The 18,552-nt window shown below is 71.3% G+C and carries 17 protein-coding genes; 1 reads left to right on the forward strand and 16 read right to left on the reverse strand.

What is annotated here, in order from left to right; translation table 11 throughout:
- Positions 1-10 precede the first annotated feature (10 nt).
- The 8 genes from pyrF to pyrR all read right to left on the reverse strand — a co-directional run bounded on the left by pyrF (position 11) and on the right by pyrR (position 9,993).
- Positions 11-859, reverse strand: a complete 849-nt coding sequence (gene pyrF, locus M4J07_RS06635) for an orotidine-5'-phosphate decarboxylase (protein ID WP_255968326.1) — start codon at positions 857-859, stop codon at positions 11-13.
- Positions 856-1,959 (reverse strand): quinone-dependent dihydroorotate dehydrogenase, encoded by a 1,104-nt coding sequence (locus M4J07_RS06640; RefSeq protein ID WP_255968328.1) that lies wholly within the window; start codon positions 1,957-1,959, stop codon positions 856-858. Before M4J07_RS06640 ends, pyrF begins: the two co-directional genes overlap by 4 nt.
- A gap of 79 nt (positions 1,960-2,038) precedes the next feature.
- A complete protein-coding gene (gene carB / locus M4J07_RS06645) occupies positions 2,039-5,347 on the reverse strand; it encodes a carbamoyl-phosphate synthase large subunit (protein ID WP_255968339.1) in 3,309 nt (1,102 codons plus the stop codon).
- Positions 5,340-6,482 (reverse strand): glutamine-hydrolyzing carbamoyl-phosphate synthase small subunit, encoded by a 1,143-nt coding sequence (gene carA, locus M4J07_RS06650; RefSeq protein ID WP_255968341.1) that lies wholly within the window; start codon positions 6,480-6,482, stop codon positions 5,340-5,342. The genes carB and carA overlap by 8 nt, the downstream gene beginning before the upstream one ends.
- A complete protein-coding gene (locus M4J07_RS06655; protein ID WP_255968343.1) occupies positions 6,479-7,051 on the reverse strand; it encodes a PH-like domain-containing protein in 573 nt (190 codons plus the stop codon). The genes carA and M4J07_RS06655 overlap by 4 nt, the downstream gene beginning before the upstream one ends.
- Positions 7,048-8,337, reverse strand: a complete 1,290-nt coding sequence (locus tag M4J07_RS06660; protein ID WP_255968344.1) for a dihydroorotase — start codon at positions 8,335-8,337, stop codon at positions 7,048-7,050. The genes M4J07_RS06655 and M4J07_RS06660 overlap by 4 nt, the downstream gene beginning before the upstream one ends.
- A gap of 4 nt (positions 8,338-8,341) precedes the next feature.
- On the reverse strand, positions 8,342-9,319 hold the full coding sequence (locus M4J07_RS06665; protein WP_255968345.1) for an aspartate carbamoyltransferase catalytic subunit: 978 nt from the start codon (positions 9,317-9,319) through the stop codon (positions 8,342-8,344).
- Between the two features lie 101 nt (positions 9,320-9,420).
- The gene (gene pyrR / locus M4J07_RS06670; RefSeq protein ID WP_255968347.1) at positions 9,421-9,993 is read right to left on the reverse strand and encodes a bifunctional pyr operon transcriptional regulator/uracil phosphoribosyltransferase PyrR; all 573 of its coding nucleotides are present in this window, start codon (positions 9,991-9,993) and stop codon (positions 9,421-9,423) included.
- A 243-nt stretch (positions 9,994-10,236) separates the two neighbouring features.
- Between pyrR and bldD the strand changes: the two genes are divergently transcribed.
- Positions 10,237-10,737 (forward strand): transcriptional regulator BldD, encoded by a 501-nt coding sequence (gene bldD / locus M4J07_RS06675; RefSeq protein ID WP_018534843.1) that lies wholly within the window; start codon positions 10,237-10,239, stop codon positions 10,735-10,737.
- 69 nt (positions 10,738-10,806) lie between these two features.
- Here the strand turns inward: bldD and M4J07_RS06680 are convergent, their stop codons facing one another.
- From M4J07_RS06680 to M4J07_RS06715, 8 genes are all read right to left on the reverse strand, one after another.
- Positions 10,807-12,246: a pyridoxal phosphate-dependent decarboxylase family protein gene (locus M4J07_RS06680; RefSeq protein WP_255968350.1), complete on the reverse strand. Its 1,440-nt coding sequence runs from the start codon at positions 12,244-12,246 to the stop codon at positions 10,807-10,809.
- Positions 12,243-13,631 carry an MFS transporter gene (locus tag M4J07_RS06685; protein WP_255968352.1) on the reverse strand — a complete coding sequence of 463 codons (1,389 nt, stop codon included), beginning with the start codon at positions 13,629-13,631 and terminating at the stop codon, positions 12,243-12,245. The genes M4J07_RS06680 and M4J07_RS06685 overlap by 4 nt, the downstream gene beginning before the upstream one ends.
- A gap of 100 nt (positions 13,632-13,731) precedes the next feature.
- Complete coding sequence (gene nusB, locus M4J07_RS06690) at positions 13,732-14,166, reverse strand: transcription antitermination factor NusB (protein ID WP_255968354.1); 435 nt, start codon at positions 14,164-14,166, stop codon at positions 13,732-13,734.
- Between the two features lie 2 nt (positions 14,167-14,168).
- The gene (efp, locus tag M4J07_RS06695) at positions 14,169-14,735 is read right to left on the reverse strand and encodes an elongation factor P (RefSeq protein ID WP_018534847.1); all 567 of its coding nucleotides are present in this window, start codon (positions 14,733-14,735) and stop codon (positions 14,169-14,171) included.
- Positions 14,736-14,794: 59 nt separating this feature from the next.
- Positions 14,795-15,913 carry an aminopeptidase P family protein gene (locus M4J07_RS06700; protein WP_255968358.1) on the reverse strand — a complete coding sequence of 373 codons (1,119 nt, stop codon included), beginning with the start codon at positions 15,911-15,913 and terminating at the stop codon, positions 14,795-14,797.
- 85 nt (positions 15,914-15,998) lie between these two features.
- Positions 15,999-16,823, reverse strand: a complete 825-nt coding sequence (locus M4J07_RS06705) for a Pro-rich N-terminal domain-containing protein (protein WP_255968361.1) — start codon at positions 16,821-16,823, stop codon at positions 15,999-16,001.
- A 133-nt stretch (positions 16,824-16,956) separates the two neighbouring features.
- Entirely contained in the window at positions 16,957-18,048 is a 1,092-nt protein-coding gene (aroB, locus tag M4J07_RS06710) for a 3-dehydroquinate synthase (RefSeq protein WP_255968363.1), read from the reverse strand.
- Positions 18,045-18,527 carry a shikimate kinase gene (locus M4J07_RS06715; protein WP_255968414.1) on the reverse strand — a complete coding sequence of 161 codons (483 nt, stop codon included), beginning with the start codon at positions 18,525-18,527 and terminating at the stop codon, positions 18,045-18,047. The genes aroB and M4J07_RS06715 overlap by 4 nt, the downstream gene beginning before the upstream one ends.
- Between the last annotated feature and the right edge of the window lie 25 nt (positions 18,528-18,552).

Below are 18,552 nucleotides of genomic sequence, written 5' to 3' on the forward strand. Positions count from 1 at the left end.
CCGAGGAGCGTCAGGCGACGCCCGCGACCGCCTCGCGCACTTCATCCGCGAACCGGACCGCCGCGTCCCGCAGCGCGGGCACGGACGGACCGGCCTTGAGGACCCCGCGGCTGACGTTCGGCACCACGTTGCGCGCGGCCGCGCCGAACACCGTCGGAAGATCGGCGGCGGTGGCACCCTGCGCGCCGATGCCGGGCGCGAGGAGCGGGCCGTTGATGTCGAGGTCGTACGAGGAGAGGTCGCCCAGCGTGGCGCCGACGACCGCGCCGAAGGAGCCCATGGGGGTCTCCCCCGCGTTCTCCTCGGCGAGGTGCGCGAGCATCGTCGCCCCGACGTCGCGGCCGTCGGCGCGCACCGCGTGCTGGACCTCGCCGCCCTCGGGGTTGGAGGTGAGGGCGAGCACGAAGAGTCCGGCGCCGGACTCGCGGGCCAGGTCGACGGCGGGCTTCAGCGAGCCGTAGCCGAGGTACGGGGACACCGTCAGGGCGTCCACGAACAGCGGCGAGTCCTTGTGCAGGTAGGTCTCCGCGTACGCGGCCATGGTCGAGCCGATGTCGCCGCGCTTGGCGTCCATGACGACGAGAGTGCCCGCCGCGCGCAGGTCGGCCACGGCCTTCTCCAGGACGGCGACGCCGCGCGAGCCGAACCGCTCGAAGAACGCCATCTGCGGCTTGACCACGGCGACCGTGTCGGCCAGCGCCTCGACGGACGTGCGCGTGAAGGACTCCAGGCCGGCGATGTCGTCGTTCAGGCCCCACGAGGACAGCAGGGCGGCGTGCGGGTCGATGCCCACGCACAGCGGACCGCGCTCGTCCATGACGCGGCGCAGGCGGGCGCCGAAGGGTTCGAGGACCGTCATGCGGACACCTTCTTCACATCGGCGCCGATCGCGTCGGCGAGCGTGGGGTACGGCGAGTTGTTCAGGCGGGCGGCGAGGCCCTTGTGGATCGCGCGGGCGTAGAACGGGCCCTCGTAGATGAAGGCCGAGTAGCCCTGGATGAGGGTGGCACCGGCGAGGATGCGCTGCCAGGCGTCCTCGGCGTTCTCGATGCCGCCGACGCCCACGAGGGTGATCTTGTCCCCCACGCGCGCGTACAGGCGCCTGAGGACCTCCAGGGAGCGTTCCTTGAGGGGAGCGCCGGAGAGGCCTCCCGTCTCGCTCACGACGTCGCCACGGGTCTTCAGGCCCTCGCGGGAGATCGTCGTGTTCGTGGCGATGATGCCGTCGAGGCCGAGCTCGACGGCCAGGTCGGCGACCGCGTCGACGTCTTCGTCGGCCAGATCGGGCGCGATCTTCACCAGCAGGGGGACGCGGCGGGAGCGCACGGTGCGGTCGGCGGCCTCGCGCACGGCGGTCAGCAGCGGGCGCAGCGCCTCCGTGGCCTGGAGGTTGCGCAGGCCGGGCGTGTTCGGCGACGACACGTTCACGACGAGGTAGTCGGCGAAGGCGGCGAGGCGCTCCGTGGACTTCACGTAGTCGCCGACGGCCTCGGCCTCGGGGACGACCTTGGTCTTGCCGATGTTCACGCCGACCGTGGTCCTGATGACCGGGTTGCGGGAGGCCAGGCGCGCGGCGACGGCCAGCGAGCCTTCGTTGTTGAAGCCCATGCGGTTGATCAGCGCGCGGTCCGGGACGAGCCGGAAGAGGCGCTTCTTCGGGTTGCCCGGCTGGGCCTCGCCCGTCACCGTGCCGATCTCGATGTGGTCGAAGCCGAGCATCGCCATGCCGTCGATCGCGATGGCGTTCTTGTCGAAGCCGGCGGCGAGGCCGAAGGGACCGTGCATACGGAGACCGAGGGCTTCCGTGCGCAGCTCCTTGTAGCGCGGCGCGAGAGCGGCCGCCACGAAGGTGCGCAGGACGGGCGTGCGGGCCGCGAGGCGGATCCAGCGGAAGGCCAGGTAGTGGGCCTTCTCGGGGTCCATGCGCTTGAAGACGAGGTTGAAGAACAGCTTGTACATGACTGACGTCCTAGTGGTGCGCGCGAGGCGGTGGGCTCATGAAGAGGGGGACACCGTTCGGTGTCCCCCTCTTGGGCTGCTAGTCGCGGGCCGCGGTCAGGTGTTCCGCGTGTTCCTGCAGTGAACGCACACCCACGTCGCCGTGGTTGAGCGCGTCGATGCCCTGGACGGCGGCGGCGAGCGCCTGGACCGTGGTCAGGCACGGCACGGAGCGGGCCACGGCCGCCGTACGGATCTCGTAGCCGTCGAGGCGGCCGCCGGTGCCGTACGGGGTGTTGACGATCAGGTCGACGTCACCGTCGTGGATGAGCTGGACGATCGTCTTCTCGCCGTTCGGGCCCTCGCCCTCGGACTGCTTGCGCACGATGGTGGCGTTGATGCCGTTGCGCTTGAGCACCTCGGCCGTGCCGGACGTGGCGAGCAGCTCGAAGCCGTGGGCGACCAGCTCGCGCGCCGGGAAGATCATCGAGCGCTTGTCGCGGTTGGCGACCGAGATGAAGGCGCGGCCCTTGGTGGGCAGCGGCCCGTAGGCGCCCGCCTGCGACTTGGCGTACGCCGTGCCGAAGACGGAGTCGATGCCCATGACCTCGCCGGTGGAGCGCATCTCCGGGCCGAGGACCGTGTCGACGCCGCGGCCGTGGATGTCGCGGAAGCGCGACCACGGCATGACGGCCTCCTTGACGGAGATCGGCGCGTCCAGCGGCAGCGTGCCGCCGTCGCCCGTCTTCGGGAGCAGGCCCTCGGCGCGCAGCTCGGCGACGGTGGCGCCCAGCGAGATGCGGGCGGCGGCCTTCGCGAGCGGCACCGCGGTCGCCTTCGAGGTGAAGGGGACGGTGCGGGAGGCGCGCGGGTTGGCCTCCAGGACGTAGAGGATGTCACCCGCCATCGCGAACTGGATGTTGATCAGGCCGCGCACGCCGACGCCCTTGGCGATGGCCTCGGTGGAGGCGCGCAGGCGCTTGATGTCGAAGCCGCCGAGCGTGATCGGGGGCAGGGCGCACGCCGAGTCGCCGGAGTGGATGCCGGCCTCCTCGATGTGCTCCATGACGCCGCCGAGGTAGAGCTCCTGGCCGTCGTAGAGCGCGTCCACGTCGATCTCGATGGCGTCGTCCAGGAAGCGGTCCACAAGGACCGGCCGGGACGGGCTGATCTCGGTCGACTCCGCGATGTACGAGGACAGCCGGGTCTCGTCGTAGACGATCTCCATGCCGCGGCCGCCGAGCACGTACGACGGGCGGACCAGGACCGGGTAGCCGATCTCGTCGGCGATGGCCTTGGCCTCGGCGAAGGTCGTCGCGGTGCCGTGCTTGGGCGCGGGCAGGCCGGCCTCGGCGAGCACGCGGCCGAAGGCGCCGCGGTCCTCGGCGGCGTGGATCGCCTCCGGGGAGGTGCCGACGACCGGCACGCCGTTGTCCTTGAGCGCCTGCGCGAGGCCCAGCGGGGTCTGGCCGCCGAGCTGGACGACGACGCCCGCGACGGGCCCGGCCAGCGACTCGGCGTGCACGATCTCCAGCACGTCTTCCAGCGTCAGCGGCTCGAAGTACAGGCGGTCGGAGGTGTCGTAGTCCGTGGAGACGGTCTCCGGGTTGCAGTTGACCATCACGGTCTCGTAGCCCGCTTCGCTGAGCGCGAAGGAGGCGTGGACGCAGGAGTAGTCGAACTCGATGCCCTGGCCGATGCGGTTCGGGCCCGAGCCCAGGATGATCACCGCGGGCTTGGTGCGCTGCGCGACCTCGGTCTCCTCGTCGTACGAGGAGTAGAAGTACGGCGTCTTGGCGGCGAACTCGGCGGCGCAGGTGTCGACCGTCTTGTAGACCGGGCGAACGCCGAGCGCGTGCCGGACCTCGCGGACGACGTCCTCGCGCAGACCGCGGATCTCGGCGATCTGGTGGTCGGAGAAGCCATGGCGCTTGGCCTCCGCGATGAGGTCGCGGGTCAGCTCGGGGGCCTCGGCCAGCTCGTCGGCCGTCTCCTTGATCAGGAACAGCTGGTCGACGAACCACGGGTCGATCTTCGTGTAGTCGAAGACCTCCTCCGGGGTGGCGCCGGCGCGGATCGCGTCCATGACGGTGTTGATGCGACCGTCGGTGGGGCGCACGGAGGCTTCGAGCAGCTCCTGCTTGTCGCCGGTCTCGCCGACGAAGGAGAACTGCGAACCCTTCTTCTCCAGCGAGCGCAGCGCCTTCTGGAACGCCTCGGTGAAGTTGCGGCCGATCGCCATGGCCTCGCCGACCGACTTCATGGTCGTGGTGAGGGTGGAGTCGGCCTGCGGGAACTTCTCGAACGCGAAGCGCGGGGCCTTCACGACCACGTAGTCGAGCGTCGGCTCGAAGGAAGCCGGCGTCTTCTCGGTGATGTCGTTCGGGATCTCGTCGAGCGTGTAGCCGACGGCCAGCTTCGCCGCGATCTTCGCGATCGGGAAGCCGGTCGCCTTCGACGCGAGCGCCGAGGAGCGCGAGACGCGCGGGTTCATCTCGATGACGATGACGCGGCCGTCGTCGGGGTTGATCGCGAACTGGATGTTGCAGCCGCCTGTGTCGACGCCGACCTCGCGGATGATCGCGATGCCGATGTCGCGCAGCCGCTGGTACTCGCGGTCGGTGAGCGTCATCGACGGGGCGACGGTGATCGAGTCGCCGGTGTGCACGCCCATCGGGTCGAAGTTCTCGATGGAGCAGACGACCACGACGTTGTCGTTCTTGTCGCGCATCAGCTCCAGCTCGTACTCCTTCCAGCCGAGGATGGACTCCTCCAGGAGCACCTCGGTGGTCGGGGAGAGCGTGAGGCCCTGGCCGGCGATGCGGCGCAGCTCCTCCTCGTCGTGCGCGAAGCCGGAGCCGGCGCCGCCCATGGTGAAGGAGGGGCGGACGACGACGGGGTAGCCGCCGAGGGTGTCGACGCCCTTGAGGACGTCGTCCATGGAGTGGCAGATGACCGAGCGGGCGGACTCGCCGTGCCCGATCTTCTTGCGGACCTCCTCGACGACGCCCTTGAAGAGGTCGCGGTCCTCGCCCTTGTTGATCGCCTCGACGTTGGCGCCGATGAGCTCGACGCCGTACTTCTCGAGGACGCCCTGCTCGTGCATGGAGATGGCCGTGTTGAGGGCCGTCTGACCACCCAGGGTCGGCAGCAGCGCGTCGGGCCGCTCCTTGGCGATGATCTTCTCGACGAACTCGGGGGTGATCGGCTCGACGTACGTGGCGTCGGCGATCTCCGGGTCGGTCATGATCGTCGCCGGGTTGGAGTTCACGAGGATGACCCGCAGGCCCTCGGCGCGCAGGATGCGGCACGCCTGGGTGCCGGAGTAGTCGAACTCGGCGGCCTGGCCGATGACGATCGGGCCGGAGCCGATGACCAGGACGGACTGGATATCGGTGCGCTTAGGCACGCTGGCCCTCCATCAGGGAAACGAAGCGGTCGAAGAGGTACGCGGCGTCGTGCGGGCCGGCAGCCGCTTCGGGGTGGTACTGGACGGAGAAGGCCGGCTGGTCGAGCAGCTGGAGGCCCTCGACGACCTGGTCGTTCAGGCAGACGTGGGAGACCTCGGCGCGGCCGAAGGGCGTCTCGCTGACCTTGTCGAGCGGCGCGTCCACGGCGAAGCCGTGGTTGTGCGCGGTGACCTCGACCTTGCCGGTGGTGCGGTCCTGCACCGGCTGGTTGATGCCGCGGTGGCCGTACTTCAGCTTGTACGTGCCGAAGCCGAGGGCGCGGCCGAGGATCTGGTTGCCGAAGCAGATGCCGAACAGCGGCGTCCTGCGCGCGAGGACCGCGGTCATCAGCGCGACCGGTCCCTCGGCGGTGGCCGGGTCGCCCGGGCCGTTGGAGAAGAACACGCCGTCGGGGTTCACGGCGTAGACGTCGTCCTCGGTGGCGGTCGCCGGGAGCACGTGCACCTCGATGCCGCGCTCGGCCATGCGGTGCGGGGTCATGCCCTTGATGCCGAGGTCGATGGCGGCCACGGTGAACCGCTTGGTGCCGACCGCCGGGACGACGTAGGTCTCCTTGGTGGCGACCTCCTCGTACAGGCTCAGGCCCTTCATGGCGGGCTGCGCCTGGACCCGGGAGACCAGGTCGGCGTCGGCCGGGAGGGTCTCGCCGGAGAAGATGCCGGAGCGCATGGAGCCGCGCTCGCGCAGGTGGCGGGTGAGGGCACGGGTGTCGATCCCGGAGATCCCCACGATGTTCTGGGCGACCAGCTCGTCGTCGAGCGAGCGGGCGGCGCGCCAGTTCGAGGGGATGCGGGCGGGGTCGCGGACCACGTAGCCCGAGACCCAGATGCGGCTCGACTCGTCGTCCTCGTCGTTCCAGCCCGTGTTGCCGATCTGCGGGGCGGTGGCGACCACGATCTGGCGGTCGTACGACGGGTCGGTGAGGGTCTCCTGGTAGCCGGTCATGCCGGTGGAGAACACGGCCTCGCCGAAGGTCTCCCCCACGGCCCCGTAGGCGCGGCCGCGGAACACCCGGCCGTCCTCCAGGACGAGAACGGCGGGAACCTTGCTGGCTCCCCTGGTGGAGGTGGTCATCGTGCGGTGCCTTCCGTCGTGATGGTCGTGTTGCTCATGTCGTTCAGTGCGGTGACCCACTCGGCCTGCTCGGCGGCGTGGTCGGACCGGAAACCGGAGTCGATCAGCTTGTCGCCGTGCGCCCAGGTGACGATCAGCAGACCGCCCTCCGTGAGGACCTTGCCGGCGATGCCCTTGTCGAGCCGGGCCTCGCGCAGCGCGTCCGCGGGGACGAAGAAGTCCGTCGCCCCGGGGCGTACGACGTCCAGACCGGCGTCGGTCAGGGTCAGCTCGACTCGGCTGCGGGTGCCGAGGCCGTGCGCCACGATGCGGTCGAGCCACTGCCCCGCGGTGGTGGAGCCGTGGTACCGGCCGCTCAGCTCAAGTTTCGCCGGGCCGGGCTCGCTCGGCGCGCTGGGCAGCGGTGGCAGGTCGCCCTGCAGCGTGCCGCGCCACTTCCAGCCCTGGCGCATCAGCCAGTACACGAGCGTGATGAAGAGCAGCAGACCGACGATCCAGCCGATCCGGTCGGGCCAGTCGGTCACGTCCGCCGACTTCTGTTCGGCAGCGAGGTGGAGCAGTGGAGTCACGCGAGCTTCCCGTCGGCGAGGGTGGCCTTGCCCCGCAGCCAGGTGTGGGTGACGCGCCCCGGCAGCTCGCGACCCTCGTAGGGGGTGTTGCGGCTGCGCGAGGCGAAGCCCGCGGGGTCAACGTCTCCACGGTAGTCGGCGTCGACCAGGACGAGGTTCGCGGGCTCACCTGCCGAGACGGGACGTCCGTGGCCCGTGGCCTGTCCGATCTCGGCCGGCTTGACGGACATCCGGTCGGCGACGCCGGCCCAGTCGAGCAGTCCGGTCTCGACCATGGTCTGCTGCACCACGCTCAGCGCGGTCTCCAGGCCGACCATGCCCATGGCGGCGGCGGCCCACTCGCAGTCCTTGTCCTCGTGCGGGTGCGGCGCGTGGTCGGTGGCGACGATGTCGATGGTGCCGTCGGCGAGCGCCTCGCGCAGCGCCATGACGTCCTTCTCCGTGCGCAGCGGCGGGTTCACCTTGTAGACCGGGTTGTACGAGCGGACCAGCTCGTCGGTGAGGAGCAGGTGGTGCGGGGTGACCTCGGCGGTCACGTCGATGCCGCGGGACTTGGCCCAGCGGACGATCTCGACGGAGCCGGCCGTGGACAGGTGGCAGATGTGCACGCGGGAGCCGACGTGCTCGGCGAGCAGGACATCCCGGGCGATGATCGATTCTTCGGCCACCGCCGGCCAGCCGCCCAGGCCCAGCTCGGCCGAGACGGTGCCCTCGTTCATCTGGGCGCCCTCGGTGAGGCGGGGCTCCTGCGCGTGCTGGGCGACGACGCCGCCGAAGGCCTTCACGTACTCCAGGGCGCGGCGCATGATCACGGCGTCGTGGACGCACTTGCCGTCGTCGGAGAAGACGGTGACACCGGCGGCGGACTCGTGCATGGCGCCGAGCTCGGCGAGCTTCTGGCCCTCCAGGCCCACCGTCACGGCGCCGATGGGCTGCACGTCGCAGTAGCCGTGCTCCTGGCCGAGCCGGTAGACCTGCTCGACGACGCCCGCGGTGTCGGCGACGGGGAACGTGTTGGCCATGGCGAACACGGCGGTGTAGCCACCGGAAGCGGCGGCCTGGGTGCCGGTGAGGACGGTCTCGGAGTCCTCGCGGCCGGGCTCGCGCAGGTGGGTGTGCAGGTCCACGAGGCCCGGCAGCAGCACCTTGCCGTCGGCCTCGACGACCTCGTCCACGCCGTCGGCGGAGAGACCGGCGCCGACCTCGGCGATCACGGCGCCGTCGATCAGGACGTCCTGCGCCTCGCCGCCGAGCACCTTCGCACCACGGATCAGGATCTTGCTCATGTTCTTAGTTCCCCTCGGTACGGGTGTGCGTGACGGCGGGCTCGTTGCCGCCCAGAAGCAGGTAGAGGACGGCCATCCGCGTGTGGACGCCGTTGGCGACCTGCTCGATGACGGTGCAGCGGTCGGAGTCGGCGACCTCGGCGGTGATCTCCATGCCGCGGACCATCGGGCCGGGGTGCATCACGATGGCGTGCTCGGGCATCTTCGCCATGCGCTCGCCGTCGAGGCCGTAGCGGCGGGAGTACTCGCGCTCGGTCGGGAAGAACGCGGCGTTCATGCGCTCGCGCTGGACGCGCAGCATCATCACGGCGTCGGTCTTGGGGAGCGTGGAGTCCAGGTCGTACGAGACGTCGCACGGCCAGCTCTCGACGCCGACGGGCAGCAGGGTGGGCGGCGCGACGAGGGTGACCTCGGCGCCGAGGGTGTGCAGCAGGTCCACGTTCGACCGGGCGACGCGGCTGTGCAGGATGTCGCCGACGAGCGTGACGCGCTTGCCGTCGAGGCCCTGGCCGATCCCGGCGTCCCGGCCGACGAGGCGGCGGCGCATGGTGAACGCGTCGAGCAGCGCCTGGGTGGGGTGCTGGTGGGTGCCGTCGCCCGCGTTGATCACCGGGGCGTCGATCCAGCCGGACGTGGCGAGCCGGTACGGCGCGCCGGACGCGCTGTGCCGGATGACGACGGCGTCGACGCCCATCGCCTCCAGGGTCTGCGCGGTGTCCTTCAGGGACTCGCCCTTGGAGACGCTGGAGCCCTTGGCGGCGAAGTTGATGACGTCGGCGGAGAGACGCTTCTCGGCGGCCTCGAAGGAGATCCGGGTCCGGGTCGAGTCCTCGAAGAAGAGGTTGCAGATGGTCCGGCCGCGCAGGGCGGGCAGCTTCTTGATGGGCCGGTCCGCGACGCGGGCCATCTCCTCGGCGGTGTCGAGGATGAGCACGGCGTCGTCGCGGGTGAGGTCGGCGGCCGAGATGAGGTGTCGCATCATCTGGGGAGCTCCGTAGAAAAGTTCAGGAGATTCAGGACATACGGGCGCGCGAGGGCACACCGCTGCGGCCGTACGGACGTACGCGTACGGCCTGTGGGGTGCTACTGCTCGGCTGCCGTGGCGTCCGGCTTGGCACCGAGCAGCACGGCGTCGCGGCCGTCCTCCTCGGCGAGCTGGACCTTGACCGTCTCCCGCAGCGACGTGGGGAGGTTCTTGCCGACGTAGTCGGCACGGATGGGAAGTTCGCGGTGGCCGCGGTCGACGAGGACCGCGAGCTGCACGGCGCGCGGGCGCCCGATGTCGTTCAGGGCGTCGAGCGCGGCACGGATGGTGCGGCCGGAGAAGAGCACGTCGTCGACGAGGACGACCAGGCGGCCGTCGATGCCGTCGCCGGGGATCTCGGTGCGGGCGAGCGCGCGCGGCGGGTGCATCCGCAGGTCGTCGCGGTACATCGTGATGTCGAGGGAGCCGCAGGGGATCTTGCGTCCCGTGACGTCCTCGAGCTTCTCGGCCAGGCGGCGGGCGAGGAAGACGCCCCGCGTGGGAATGCCCAGGAGGACCACGTCCTCGGCGCCCTTGGCGCGCTCGACGATCTCGTGGGCGATGCGGGTCAGTACCCGCTCGATGTCCGGGCCCTCGAGTACGGGCCTGGCATCGGACTGCTGCGTGTCCATATGAAACGGACCTCCTTCTCCGCCTCACGGGACGGACCTTAAAGGACGTCGGAATTGCGCCAACCAGACTACCAGCCCCGCAACATCGCTGATCACCACCCTGGAGGTGCGAGAACGCCGGATTCACGAGAAGGTCGGTACGGACCATTCGGCTTGACGCGGCCAAGTAACGCTGCGTAACCTCACAGTGAGTTACCAGCCACGCGGCGGAGCCGCACATTGATGCAGTGTCCGGGGAGCTATATGTCCAGCGAATACGCCAAACAGCTCGGGGCCAAGCTCCGTGCGATCCGTACCCAGCAGGGCCTTTCCCTCCACGGTGTCGAGGAGAAGTCCCAGGGACGCTGGAAGGCGGTCGTGGTCGGGTCGTACGAGCGCGGTGACCGTGCCGTGACCGTGCAGCGCCTTGCCGAGCTGGCGGACTTCTACGGCGTGCCGGTGCAGGAGCTGCTGCCGGGGACGACCCCGGGCGGCGCCGCCGAGCCCCCGCCGAAGCTGGTCCTGGACCTGGAGCGCCTGGCCCACGTGCCGCCGGAGAAGGCGGGCCCGCTGCAGCGCTATGCCGCCACGATCCAGTCGCAGCGCGGTGACTACAACGGCAAGGTGCTGTCGATCCGCCAGGACGACCTGCGCACGCTCGCCGTCATCTACGACCAGTCGCCCTCGGTCCTGACCGAGCAGCTGATCAGCTGGGGCGTTCTCGACGCGGACGCGCGGCGTGCGGTGGCGCACGACGAGGCCTGATCAGGGCTGGTACAGCAGAAACGTCACATCCCGAGGGGCGGAGCCGTCACGGCTCCGCCCCTCGGGCGTTCAGCGGGACCGGTAGAGCCGGCCGATGACCTCGGGCAGCAGCCGCTCGCTCAGCTTCGGCGGCAGCACCTGCAGCACCGCGAGCACCGGCGCCATCCGCTCCGGCAGCCGCCCGCCCTCCCCCACTCCGGCGAGCGTGAGGGCCACCTCGATCTCCTCGGGGCTCAGCCCGTCCGGGTCCAGCGAGGCCGCGGCCCCCACCACCTCCGGGTCGACGACCACGGGCCCGGCCGCCCGCGCCCGCCCCACCGCCTTCTCCAGTTCGGCCAGCAGCTGCCGCACGGACTCCTCGCCCGCGACGGCCGCGGTCACCGTGAGGTGCAGATTGGCCGGTGACGGGCCGAAGGCGGGCTGCGGCTGCAGGTACCAGCCGCTCTCCCGGATCTCGTCGGCGACCACGAAGACGTCGAGCTCGGGGTCGTCGGACGTGACGGCCAGCAGGGACGCCTCGGGCCGCGCGAGCAGCCGGAGCCCCTCGATCCGGTCGATGCCGTGGGCGAGGGCCCGGGTCGTCCGGTGGACGCGCGTCGACAACGCGGTGTAACCCTCGGTCCCGACGCGCTCGGTCACCGCCCATGCCGCCGCGAGCGGTCCGGCCGGTTTGGTGCCCTGGAGCGTGGAGTTGACGACGGGGTAGCCGGGCCAGGAGGCGTGCGCGAACCAGCCGTGGCGGCGCAGGTCCGCGTCCCGGAAGAGCAGCAGCGAGGCCCCCTTCGGCGTGTACGCGTACTTGTGGAGGTCCACGGAGAGGGACGTCACGCCCGGGACGGCTAGGTCGAACTCCGGTATGCGCGGCGCGTCCTGGGCGGCCGCCCGGCGGAGGTGCCCCAGGTACCAGCCGCCGATGCACGCGTCGACGTGGCAGAGGATCCCGCGCCGCGCCGCCTCCGCCGCGACCTCGGCGACCGGGTCGATGACGCCGTGGGCGTACGAGGGGGCGGAGACGACGACCAGGGCGGTGCGGTCGGTGAGCGCGGCGGCCATGTCGGCCGGGCGCACCTTGAAGGTCTCCGGGTCGACGGGGACGCTCACGACGGTGAGGCCGAAGAGTTCGGCGGCCTTGTGGAAGGCGGCGTGGGCGGTCTGCGGCAGCACCAGTTCGGGCGCGGTCACCCCGCGGGTCCGCCGGGCGTGCTGACGTGCCGTCAGCACGGCGAGGAGGCAGCTCTCGGTGCCGCCGCTGGTGAAGGTGCCCGCGGCGCCGCCCAGCAGCGCGGTCGCCCGGCGCACCAGGTCGTTCTCCAGCTCGACGACGCTCGGGAAGGCCGTCATGTCGAGCCCGTTGACCCCGGCGAAGGCGGCCTGCGCGGCGTTCGCCAGCTCGTCGAGGCCCTCAAGACCCGAGTCGTAGACGTAGGCCATGGTGCGGCCGCCGTGCACGGGCAGGTCACCGGCGCGCAGCGCGGCGAGCCGCGCCAGGATCGGGTCGTCGGTCGTCATACGGACTCCTCGTCTCGCGGAGCGGTGCGGGCGATGGACTCGTCGCGCAACCGGGTCAGTTCGGCCTCGGTGAGGCGGTAGCGGGCCAGCAGCGGCAGGCTGATCAGCAACAGCAGGGCGGGCAGGGCGCCGAAGCCGACCACGATCGCGGTCAGTGCCGAGTCTGGCTGAGCGACCCGGTGGTCCGCGTCGGAAGAGACGAAGTCACCGAGCGCGAGCACGAGACCGAACAGGCCGGGCCCCAGGGCGAGTCCGAGCGTCTCGCCCGCGGTCCACAGGCCGGTGAAGACGCCTGCCCTGCGCCGTCCGCTGGTGTACGCGTCGGCCGCGACGGCGTCGCCGAGCATCGCCATCGGCAGCATCTGCATGCCCGCGTACCCGACGCCGGCCAGGGCCACGGCGCCGTAGACCAGCGGAGCCGGCAGCTCGCGCCCGGTGGCCGCGCCCAGCGCCCCCAGCAGGAAGCACAGGGAAGCCCCGACCGCCGCGTTCCGCTTGCCCGTGCGCCGTCCGACCGCGAGCCAGAGCGGCATGGCGAGCAGCGAGGGGACGATCAGGCACACGAAGAGCAGGGTCGTGGCGCTCGGGCGGTCGAGGATGTACGTCGCGAAGTACTGGGTGCCGGCGAGCATCAGGCCGGTCGCGGCGGCCTGCACGACGAAGGCGCCGAGCAGCCAGGCGAAGGGCGCGTTGCCGCGGGCGGCGCGCAGCTGGGCGCGCAGGCTCGGCTCGCTCGTCGTCCGGACGACACTGCGGGTCCCCGCCGTCGCGGCGACGGCGGCGAGCATCCCGGCGGCGAGCAGGCCGCCGATCACCACGCCCATCAGCCGGTAGCCGCCGGCGCTCCCCCGGTCCTCGCCCGAGGCGCCCGCGAGCAGCGGCGCGACGGCCCCGGACAGCAGGATCGCGACGGCCAGGAACGCCACCCGCCAGGACATGACGCGGGCCCGCTCGTCCGGATCGGCGGTGAGTTCCGCGGGCAGCGCGACGTAGGGCACCTGGAAGCAGGCGTACGCGGACGCGGTGAGCAGGAAGAGGACGGCGACGTAGCCGGCGGCGGCCCCGCCGTCGAGGCCCGCGGGCGCGGCGAACATGGCCGCGAAGCAGACCGGCATGGTGACGCCGCCGAGCAGCATCCAGGAGCGCCGGGGCCCCCACCGTCCGCCCGTGCTGCGGTCGGAGAGGCTGCCTATCCAGGGGTTGAGCAGTACGTCCCACGCCTTGGGCAGGAAGACGAGGAGGCCGGCCAGGCCCGCGCCGACCCCGAGCACATCGGTGAGGTAGTAGAGCAGGAGCAGGCCGGGGACGGTGCCGAAGGTGCCGGTGGCGAAGGAGCCGAGGCCGTAGCCGACGCGCACCTTGACCGGAAGACCTGTTGGGGACATGGCCAGAACTTAGTGATGATCCCCGGGAACGCACCAGGCCCGAAGCAGAACATTGTTCAAGTTCTGCTTCGGGCCTGCGGAGTGCTGTGCGCGCCCTGCGCTACGCCTCGTCGCGGCGGAGCGACGGCTTCAGGTCCTTGAAGCGGGCCAGAAGACCGTTGATGAACGCCGGGGAGTCGTCCGTGGAGAACTCCTTGGCCAGCGAGACGGCCTCGTCGAGGACGACGGCGTCCGGAGTCCCGTCGACCCAGATCAGCTCGTAGGCGCCGAGCCGCAGGATGTTGCGGTCGACGACGGGCATCCGGTCGAGGGTCCAGTCGACGGCGTACTGCGCGATCAGCTCGTCGATGCGGCGGGCCTTGGGGGCATACCCCTCGACCAGCTCCATCGTGTACTCGCTGACGGGCGGCTGCTGCGGGTCGCTGTGCGAGTTCTTGACCCAGTCCGCGAGGACCGTCACGACGTCTGCGCCGCGCTGGTCCGCCTCGAAGAGGATCTGGAAGGCTCGCTTGCGGGCCGTGTTACGGGCGGCCACGGTTAGCTGTTCACCCGGCCGAGGTAGCTGCTGTCACGGGTGTCGACCTTGATCTTCTCACCGGTGGTGATGAAGAGCGGGACCTGGATCTGGTGGTCGGTCTCCAGCGTGGCGGGCTTGGTGCCACCGGTCGAGCGGTCACCCTGGACGCCCGGCTCGGTCTCCTTGACGACGAGCTCGACGGCGGCCGGCAGCTCGACAAAGAGCACCTCGCCCTCGTGCTGCGCCACGGTGGCGGTGAAGCCCTCGATGAGGAAGTTGGCGGCGTCGCCGACGGCCTTGCGGTCGACGTGCAGCTGGTCGTAGGTCTCCATGTCCATGAAGACGAAGTAGTCGCCGTCCATGTAAGAGAACTGCATGTCGCGCTTGTCGATCGTGGCCGTCTCGACCTTGACGCCGGCGTTGAACGTCTTGTCGACGACCTTGCCGGAGAGCACGTTCTTCAGCTTGGTGCGCACGAAGGCCGGGCCCTTGCCGGGCTTGACGTGCTGGAACTCGACGACGGACCAGAGCTGGCCCCCGTCGAGCTTGAGCACCAGGCCGTTCTTGAGGTCGTTCGTGGAAGCCACGGTTGCGGAATCTCCTGGACTGACGTGGACGACCCCGGGGCACAGCGCGTAGCCGACGGCTACAGCGCGAGCAGCTCCTTGGTCGTGATGGTGAGTAGCTCGGGTCCGCCGTCCGCCTCGGGGCGAACGACGAGCGTGTCATCGATCCGGACGCCGCCCCGGCCCGGGAGGTGGACCCCCGGTTCGACGGTGACCGGCACACAAGCGTCCAGTTTACCCATGGCGGCGGGGGCCAACTGCGGGTCCTCGTCGATTTCGAGTCCCACTCCGTGTCCGGTCAGCTGTGCGAGCCCGTCACCATACCCCGCCGCGTCCAGTACGTGCCGGGCGGCCCGGTCCACTTCGCGGCACTCGGCGCCGGGCACCAGACTCTCCCGTCCGGCCCGCTGAGCGGCGAAGACGAGGTCGTACAGCTCGATCTGCCAGTCCGCGGGCGAGGTCCCGATGACGAAGGTGCGGCCGATCTCGCAGCGGTAGCCGCGGTACGTCGCGCCCAGGCAGACGGAGAGGAAATCACCTTCCTCGACCCGGCGGTCGCTGGGCCGGTGGCCGCCGCGCCCCGAGTTCGGGCCGGTGCCCACGGAGGTCGCGAAGGCCGGCCCGTCGGCACCGTGGTCGACAAGTCGACGTTCCAGCTCCAGGGCCAGGTGCCGTTCGGTACGGCCGACGAGGATCGACTCCAGGAGCTCACCGAGCGCCTGGTCGGCGATCTCGGCCGCGATCCGCAGACAGGAGATCTCCTCCTCGTCCTTGACGAACCTGAGCTGCTCGACGGCCCGGTTCAGATCGGTCAGCCGGAGCCGCGGGGCGACCGAGCCGAGCGCCCGGTGCCGGGCCACGGTCAGGTGGTGCTCCTCGACCGCGAGGGAGTCGGCGCCGTGGGCGGCGGCCACGTCGGCGGCCGCGACGGCCGGATCGCCGGCGGGCGCGGCCAGGATCTGCACCCGCAGGTCCTCGTCGGCCCGGCCCTCCCCGGTCTGGCCGCTCGGCGGCCGCGCACAGAGCAGTACGTCGCCGCTGCCGCCGGTCTCGCCGCCCAGCAGGAGCACCGCGCCGTGCGGCGCCGCTCCGGCGAGATAGCGGATGTTGGCGGGCCGCGACACGAGGGCAGCCGCGCTGCCGCCCGCCGTCGCGCGCTCTCTCAGCCGGTCCCGTCGGGCCCCGTACACCTCTGCCATGAGGCCGAGCGTACGAGCGCGGGCGACGGGCGGCCGGTTCAGCGCGTCCGGACGGGCGTCGGGCCTTACCGGCCCGGGGGCGGCGTCACCACTGGGGCGGGCTGGCGATGGCCCGGGCGAGGACCTCGTCCAGGACCTGCGCCGTGCCGGGCACGTCCAGCTGCGAGTTGTCGATGATCGGCAGGCCCGAGCCGTACCAGCCCGCCATGCGGCCGTGGATCCGGGCGACTTCCTCGTCGGTCAGCCGGCGGTTCCCGCTGCGCTGTGCGTTGCGCTCGAGGACGATCTCGAGGCCCGGCAGCAGCACGACGGGCAGCAGGCCGGGGCCCACGTGCCGCTTCCAGCCGCCGAGCCCGACGACCGGCCGGTCGGGGAAGACGGCGTCGTCGAGGATGCAGGAGATCCCGTTCGCCAGGAAGTTCCGGGCGGCGAAGCCGCAGGTGCGACGGGCCAGCCGGTACTGCGCCTCGCTGTTGTCGTTCCAGCCGGTCTGCGGGTCGGCGAAGCCGGAGCGGACCCACTCGCGCACGTCGTCGAGGCTGATGTGGGCCGTCGGGACGCGGCGGCGCTCCGCCCAGTGCTTGGCGACGCTCGTCTTGCCCGCGCCCGCGGGGCCGATGAGCAGCACCGCGAGCGTGGTCGCGGCCGGATCGACCGGGGCCTGCGCGGGCGGCGGGCTCGGCACGGCGACGGGTCCGCCGGGCGGGAGCTGGACGTGGCCGGTGGTGTCGCGCACCGGCGGTACGGGATGGGGGTGCGGCGGAACCGGCGGATGGTGCGGGGCGCCGGTGAATCCGGGCACGCCCGGAGGCTGCTGCGCCTGGTGCGCCGCGGGCGCCGTCCACTGCGGGGCGGATCCGTGCCCGGGCCGATGGGGCGGTGGCAGCGGAGACCCCACTGCGTGCTGCATCCGGTGCCACTCCGTCTCGTACAACCGTCAATGGGGCCCGGCGAACAGGGCGCTACCGAACGGTACCGTCCCCGGCCGCCGTTGTGTGAACGGCCGGGGCGGTCACAAAGTGCCCGTAGCTGAACGAGCGGTGTTATTCGGCCACTTCACCGTAGGCGGCGAGCAGCACGGCCGGGTCCGGGCCCTCCAGGACGGTGGGCTTGCCGAGGCCGTCGAGGACGATGAAGCGCAGCAGGTCGCCGCGGGACTTCTTGTCGACCTTCATGGTCTCCAGGAGCTTGGGCCACTGGTCGTAGCGGTAGCTCAGCGGGAGGCCGACGGACTCCAGGACGGTGCGGTGCCGGTCGGCGGTCGCGTCGTCGAGGCGCCCCGCGAGACGGCCGAGCTCGGCGGCGAAGTGCATGCCGACGGAGACGGCGGCGCCGTGCCGCCACTTGTAGCGCTCGTTCTTCTCGATGGCGTGCGCGAGGGTGTGCCCGTAGTTGAGGATCTCGCGCAGTCCGGCCTCCTTGAGGTCGCCGGAGACCACTTCGGCCTTGACCTTGATGGAGCGCTCGATGAGCTCCGCGGTGTGCGGGCCCTCGGGGCTCCGGGCCGCGCGCGGGTCCTCCTCGATGAGCTCCAGGATCCGCTCGTCGGCGATGAACCCGGCCTTGATGATCTCGGCGAGGCCCGACACGTAGTCGTTGACCGGCAGCGAGTCCAGCGCCGCCAGGTCGCAGAGCACACCGGCCGGCGGGTGGAAGGAACCGACGAGGTTCTTGCCCTCGGCGGTGTTGATCCCGGTCTTGCCGCCGACCGCCGCGTCCACCATGGCGAGCACGGTGGTCGGCACGGCGATCCAGCGCACCCCGCGCAGCCAGGTCGCGGCCACGAACCCGGCGAGGTCCGTGCTGGCGCCGCCGCCGACGCCGACGATGACGTCGGAGCGCGTGAAGTTGGACTGCCCGAGCGCCTTCCAGCAGTACGCGGCGACCTCGGCGGTCTTGGCCTCCTCGGCGTTCGGGATCTGGATCGCGATCGCCTCGTAGCCCTGGTCGGCCAGGTCGGCGCGGAGCGCATCCCCGGTCTCGGCCAGCGCCTCGGGGTGCACGACGGCGACCCGCTTCGCCCGGTCTCCGATCAACGAGCCCAGTTCACCGAGGAGTTGACGACCCACGAGCACCTCGTACGGGTCGGTACCGGCCGTGCCGCCGACCTGAATGCGCGTGATCTGATCCGTCATGCCTGCTTCAACTCCAGTGCGTCGAGGACGGCTTGGGCGACCTCGTCGGGACTACGGCCGTCGGTGGCCACGACCACCCGGGCGACCTCGGTGTACAGATGCCGGCGCGCCTCCATCAACTCCCGCCACTGCTTACGGGGGTTGACGGCGAGCAGCGGCCTGGCCGTGTTCAGACCGGTCCGCTTGACCGCCTCCTCGACGTCCATCGAGAGGTAGACGACGGTGTGCCCGGCGAGCCCCTCGCGGGTGTCGGCGTCGAGGACGGCGCCGCCGCCGAGGGCGAGGACGCCCTCGTGCCCGGCGAGTGCGTCGGCCACGGCCGCCTTCTCCAGCGCCCGGAACCGCTCCTCGCCCTCGTCGACAAAGATGTCCGCGATCGTGCGGCCCTGCGCCTGCACGATGTCGTCGTCGGTGTCCCGGTAGGCGCAGCCGAGCTGCTCGGCGAGCAGCTCGCCCACCGTCGACTTGCCGACCCCCATCGGGCCGACGAGGACGACCTTCGGG

This window comes from Streptomyces longispororuber (genome assembly GCF_024448165.1).
GTDB lineage: Bacteria > Actinomycetota > Actinomycetes > Streptomycetales > Streptomycetaceae > Streptomyces > Streptomyces longispororuber_A.

Coding starts and splice junctions, on each gene's coding strand:
- pyrF (WP_255968326.1), bottom strand. CDS start 859: ATGACGGTCCTCGAACCCTTCGGCGCCCGCCTGCGCCGCGTCATGGAC.
- M4J07_RS06640 (WP_255968328.1), bottom strand. CDS start 1,959: ATGTACAAGCTGTTCTTCAACCTCGTCTTCAAGCGCATGGACCCCGAG.
- carA (WP_255968341.1), bottom strand. CDS start 6,482: ATGACCACCTCCACCAGGGGAGCCAGCAAGGTTCCCGCCGTTCTCGTC.
- M4J07_RS06660 (WP_255968344.1), bottom strand. CDS start 8,337: ATGAGCAAGATCCTGATCCGTGGTGCGAAGGTGCTCGGCGGCGAGGCG.
- M4J07_RS06665 (WP_255968345.1), bottom strand. CDS start 9,319: ATGATGCGACACCTCATCTCGGCCGCCGACCTCACCCGCGACGACGCC.
- pyrR (WP_255968347.1), bottom strand. CDS start 9,993: ATGGACACGCAGCAGTCCGATGCCAGGCCCGTACTCGAGGGCCCGGAC.
- bldD (WP_018534843.1), top strand. CDS start 10,237: ATGTCCAGCGAATACGCCAAACAGCTCGGGGCCAAGCTCCGTGCGATC.
- M4J07_RS06680 (WP_255968350.1), bottom strand. CDS start 12,246: ATGACGACCGACGACCCGATCCTGGCGCGGCTCGCCGCGCTGCGCGCC.
- M4J07_RS06685 (WP_255968352.1), bottom strand. CDS start 13,631: ATGTCCCCAACAGGTCTTCCGGTCAAGGTGCGCGTCGGCTACGGCCTC.
- M4J07_RS06700 (WP_255968358.1), bottom strand. CDS start 15,913: ATGGCAGAGGTGTACGGGGCCCGACGGGACCGGCTGAGAGAGCGCGCG.
- M4J07_RS06705 (WP_255968361.1), bottom strand. CDS start 16,823: ATGCAGCACGCAGTGGGGTCTCCGCTGCCACCGCCCCATCGGCCCGGG.
- aroB (WP_255968363.1), bottom strand. CDS start 18,048: ATGACGGATCAGATCACGCGCATTCAGGTCGGCGGCACGGCCGGTACC.
- M4J07_RS06715 (WP_255968414.1), bottom strand. CDS start 18,527: ATGGGGGTCGGCAAGTCGACGGTGGGCGAGCTGCTCGCCGAGCAGCTC.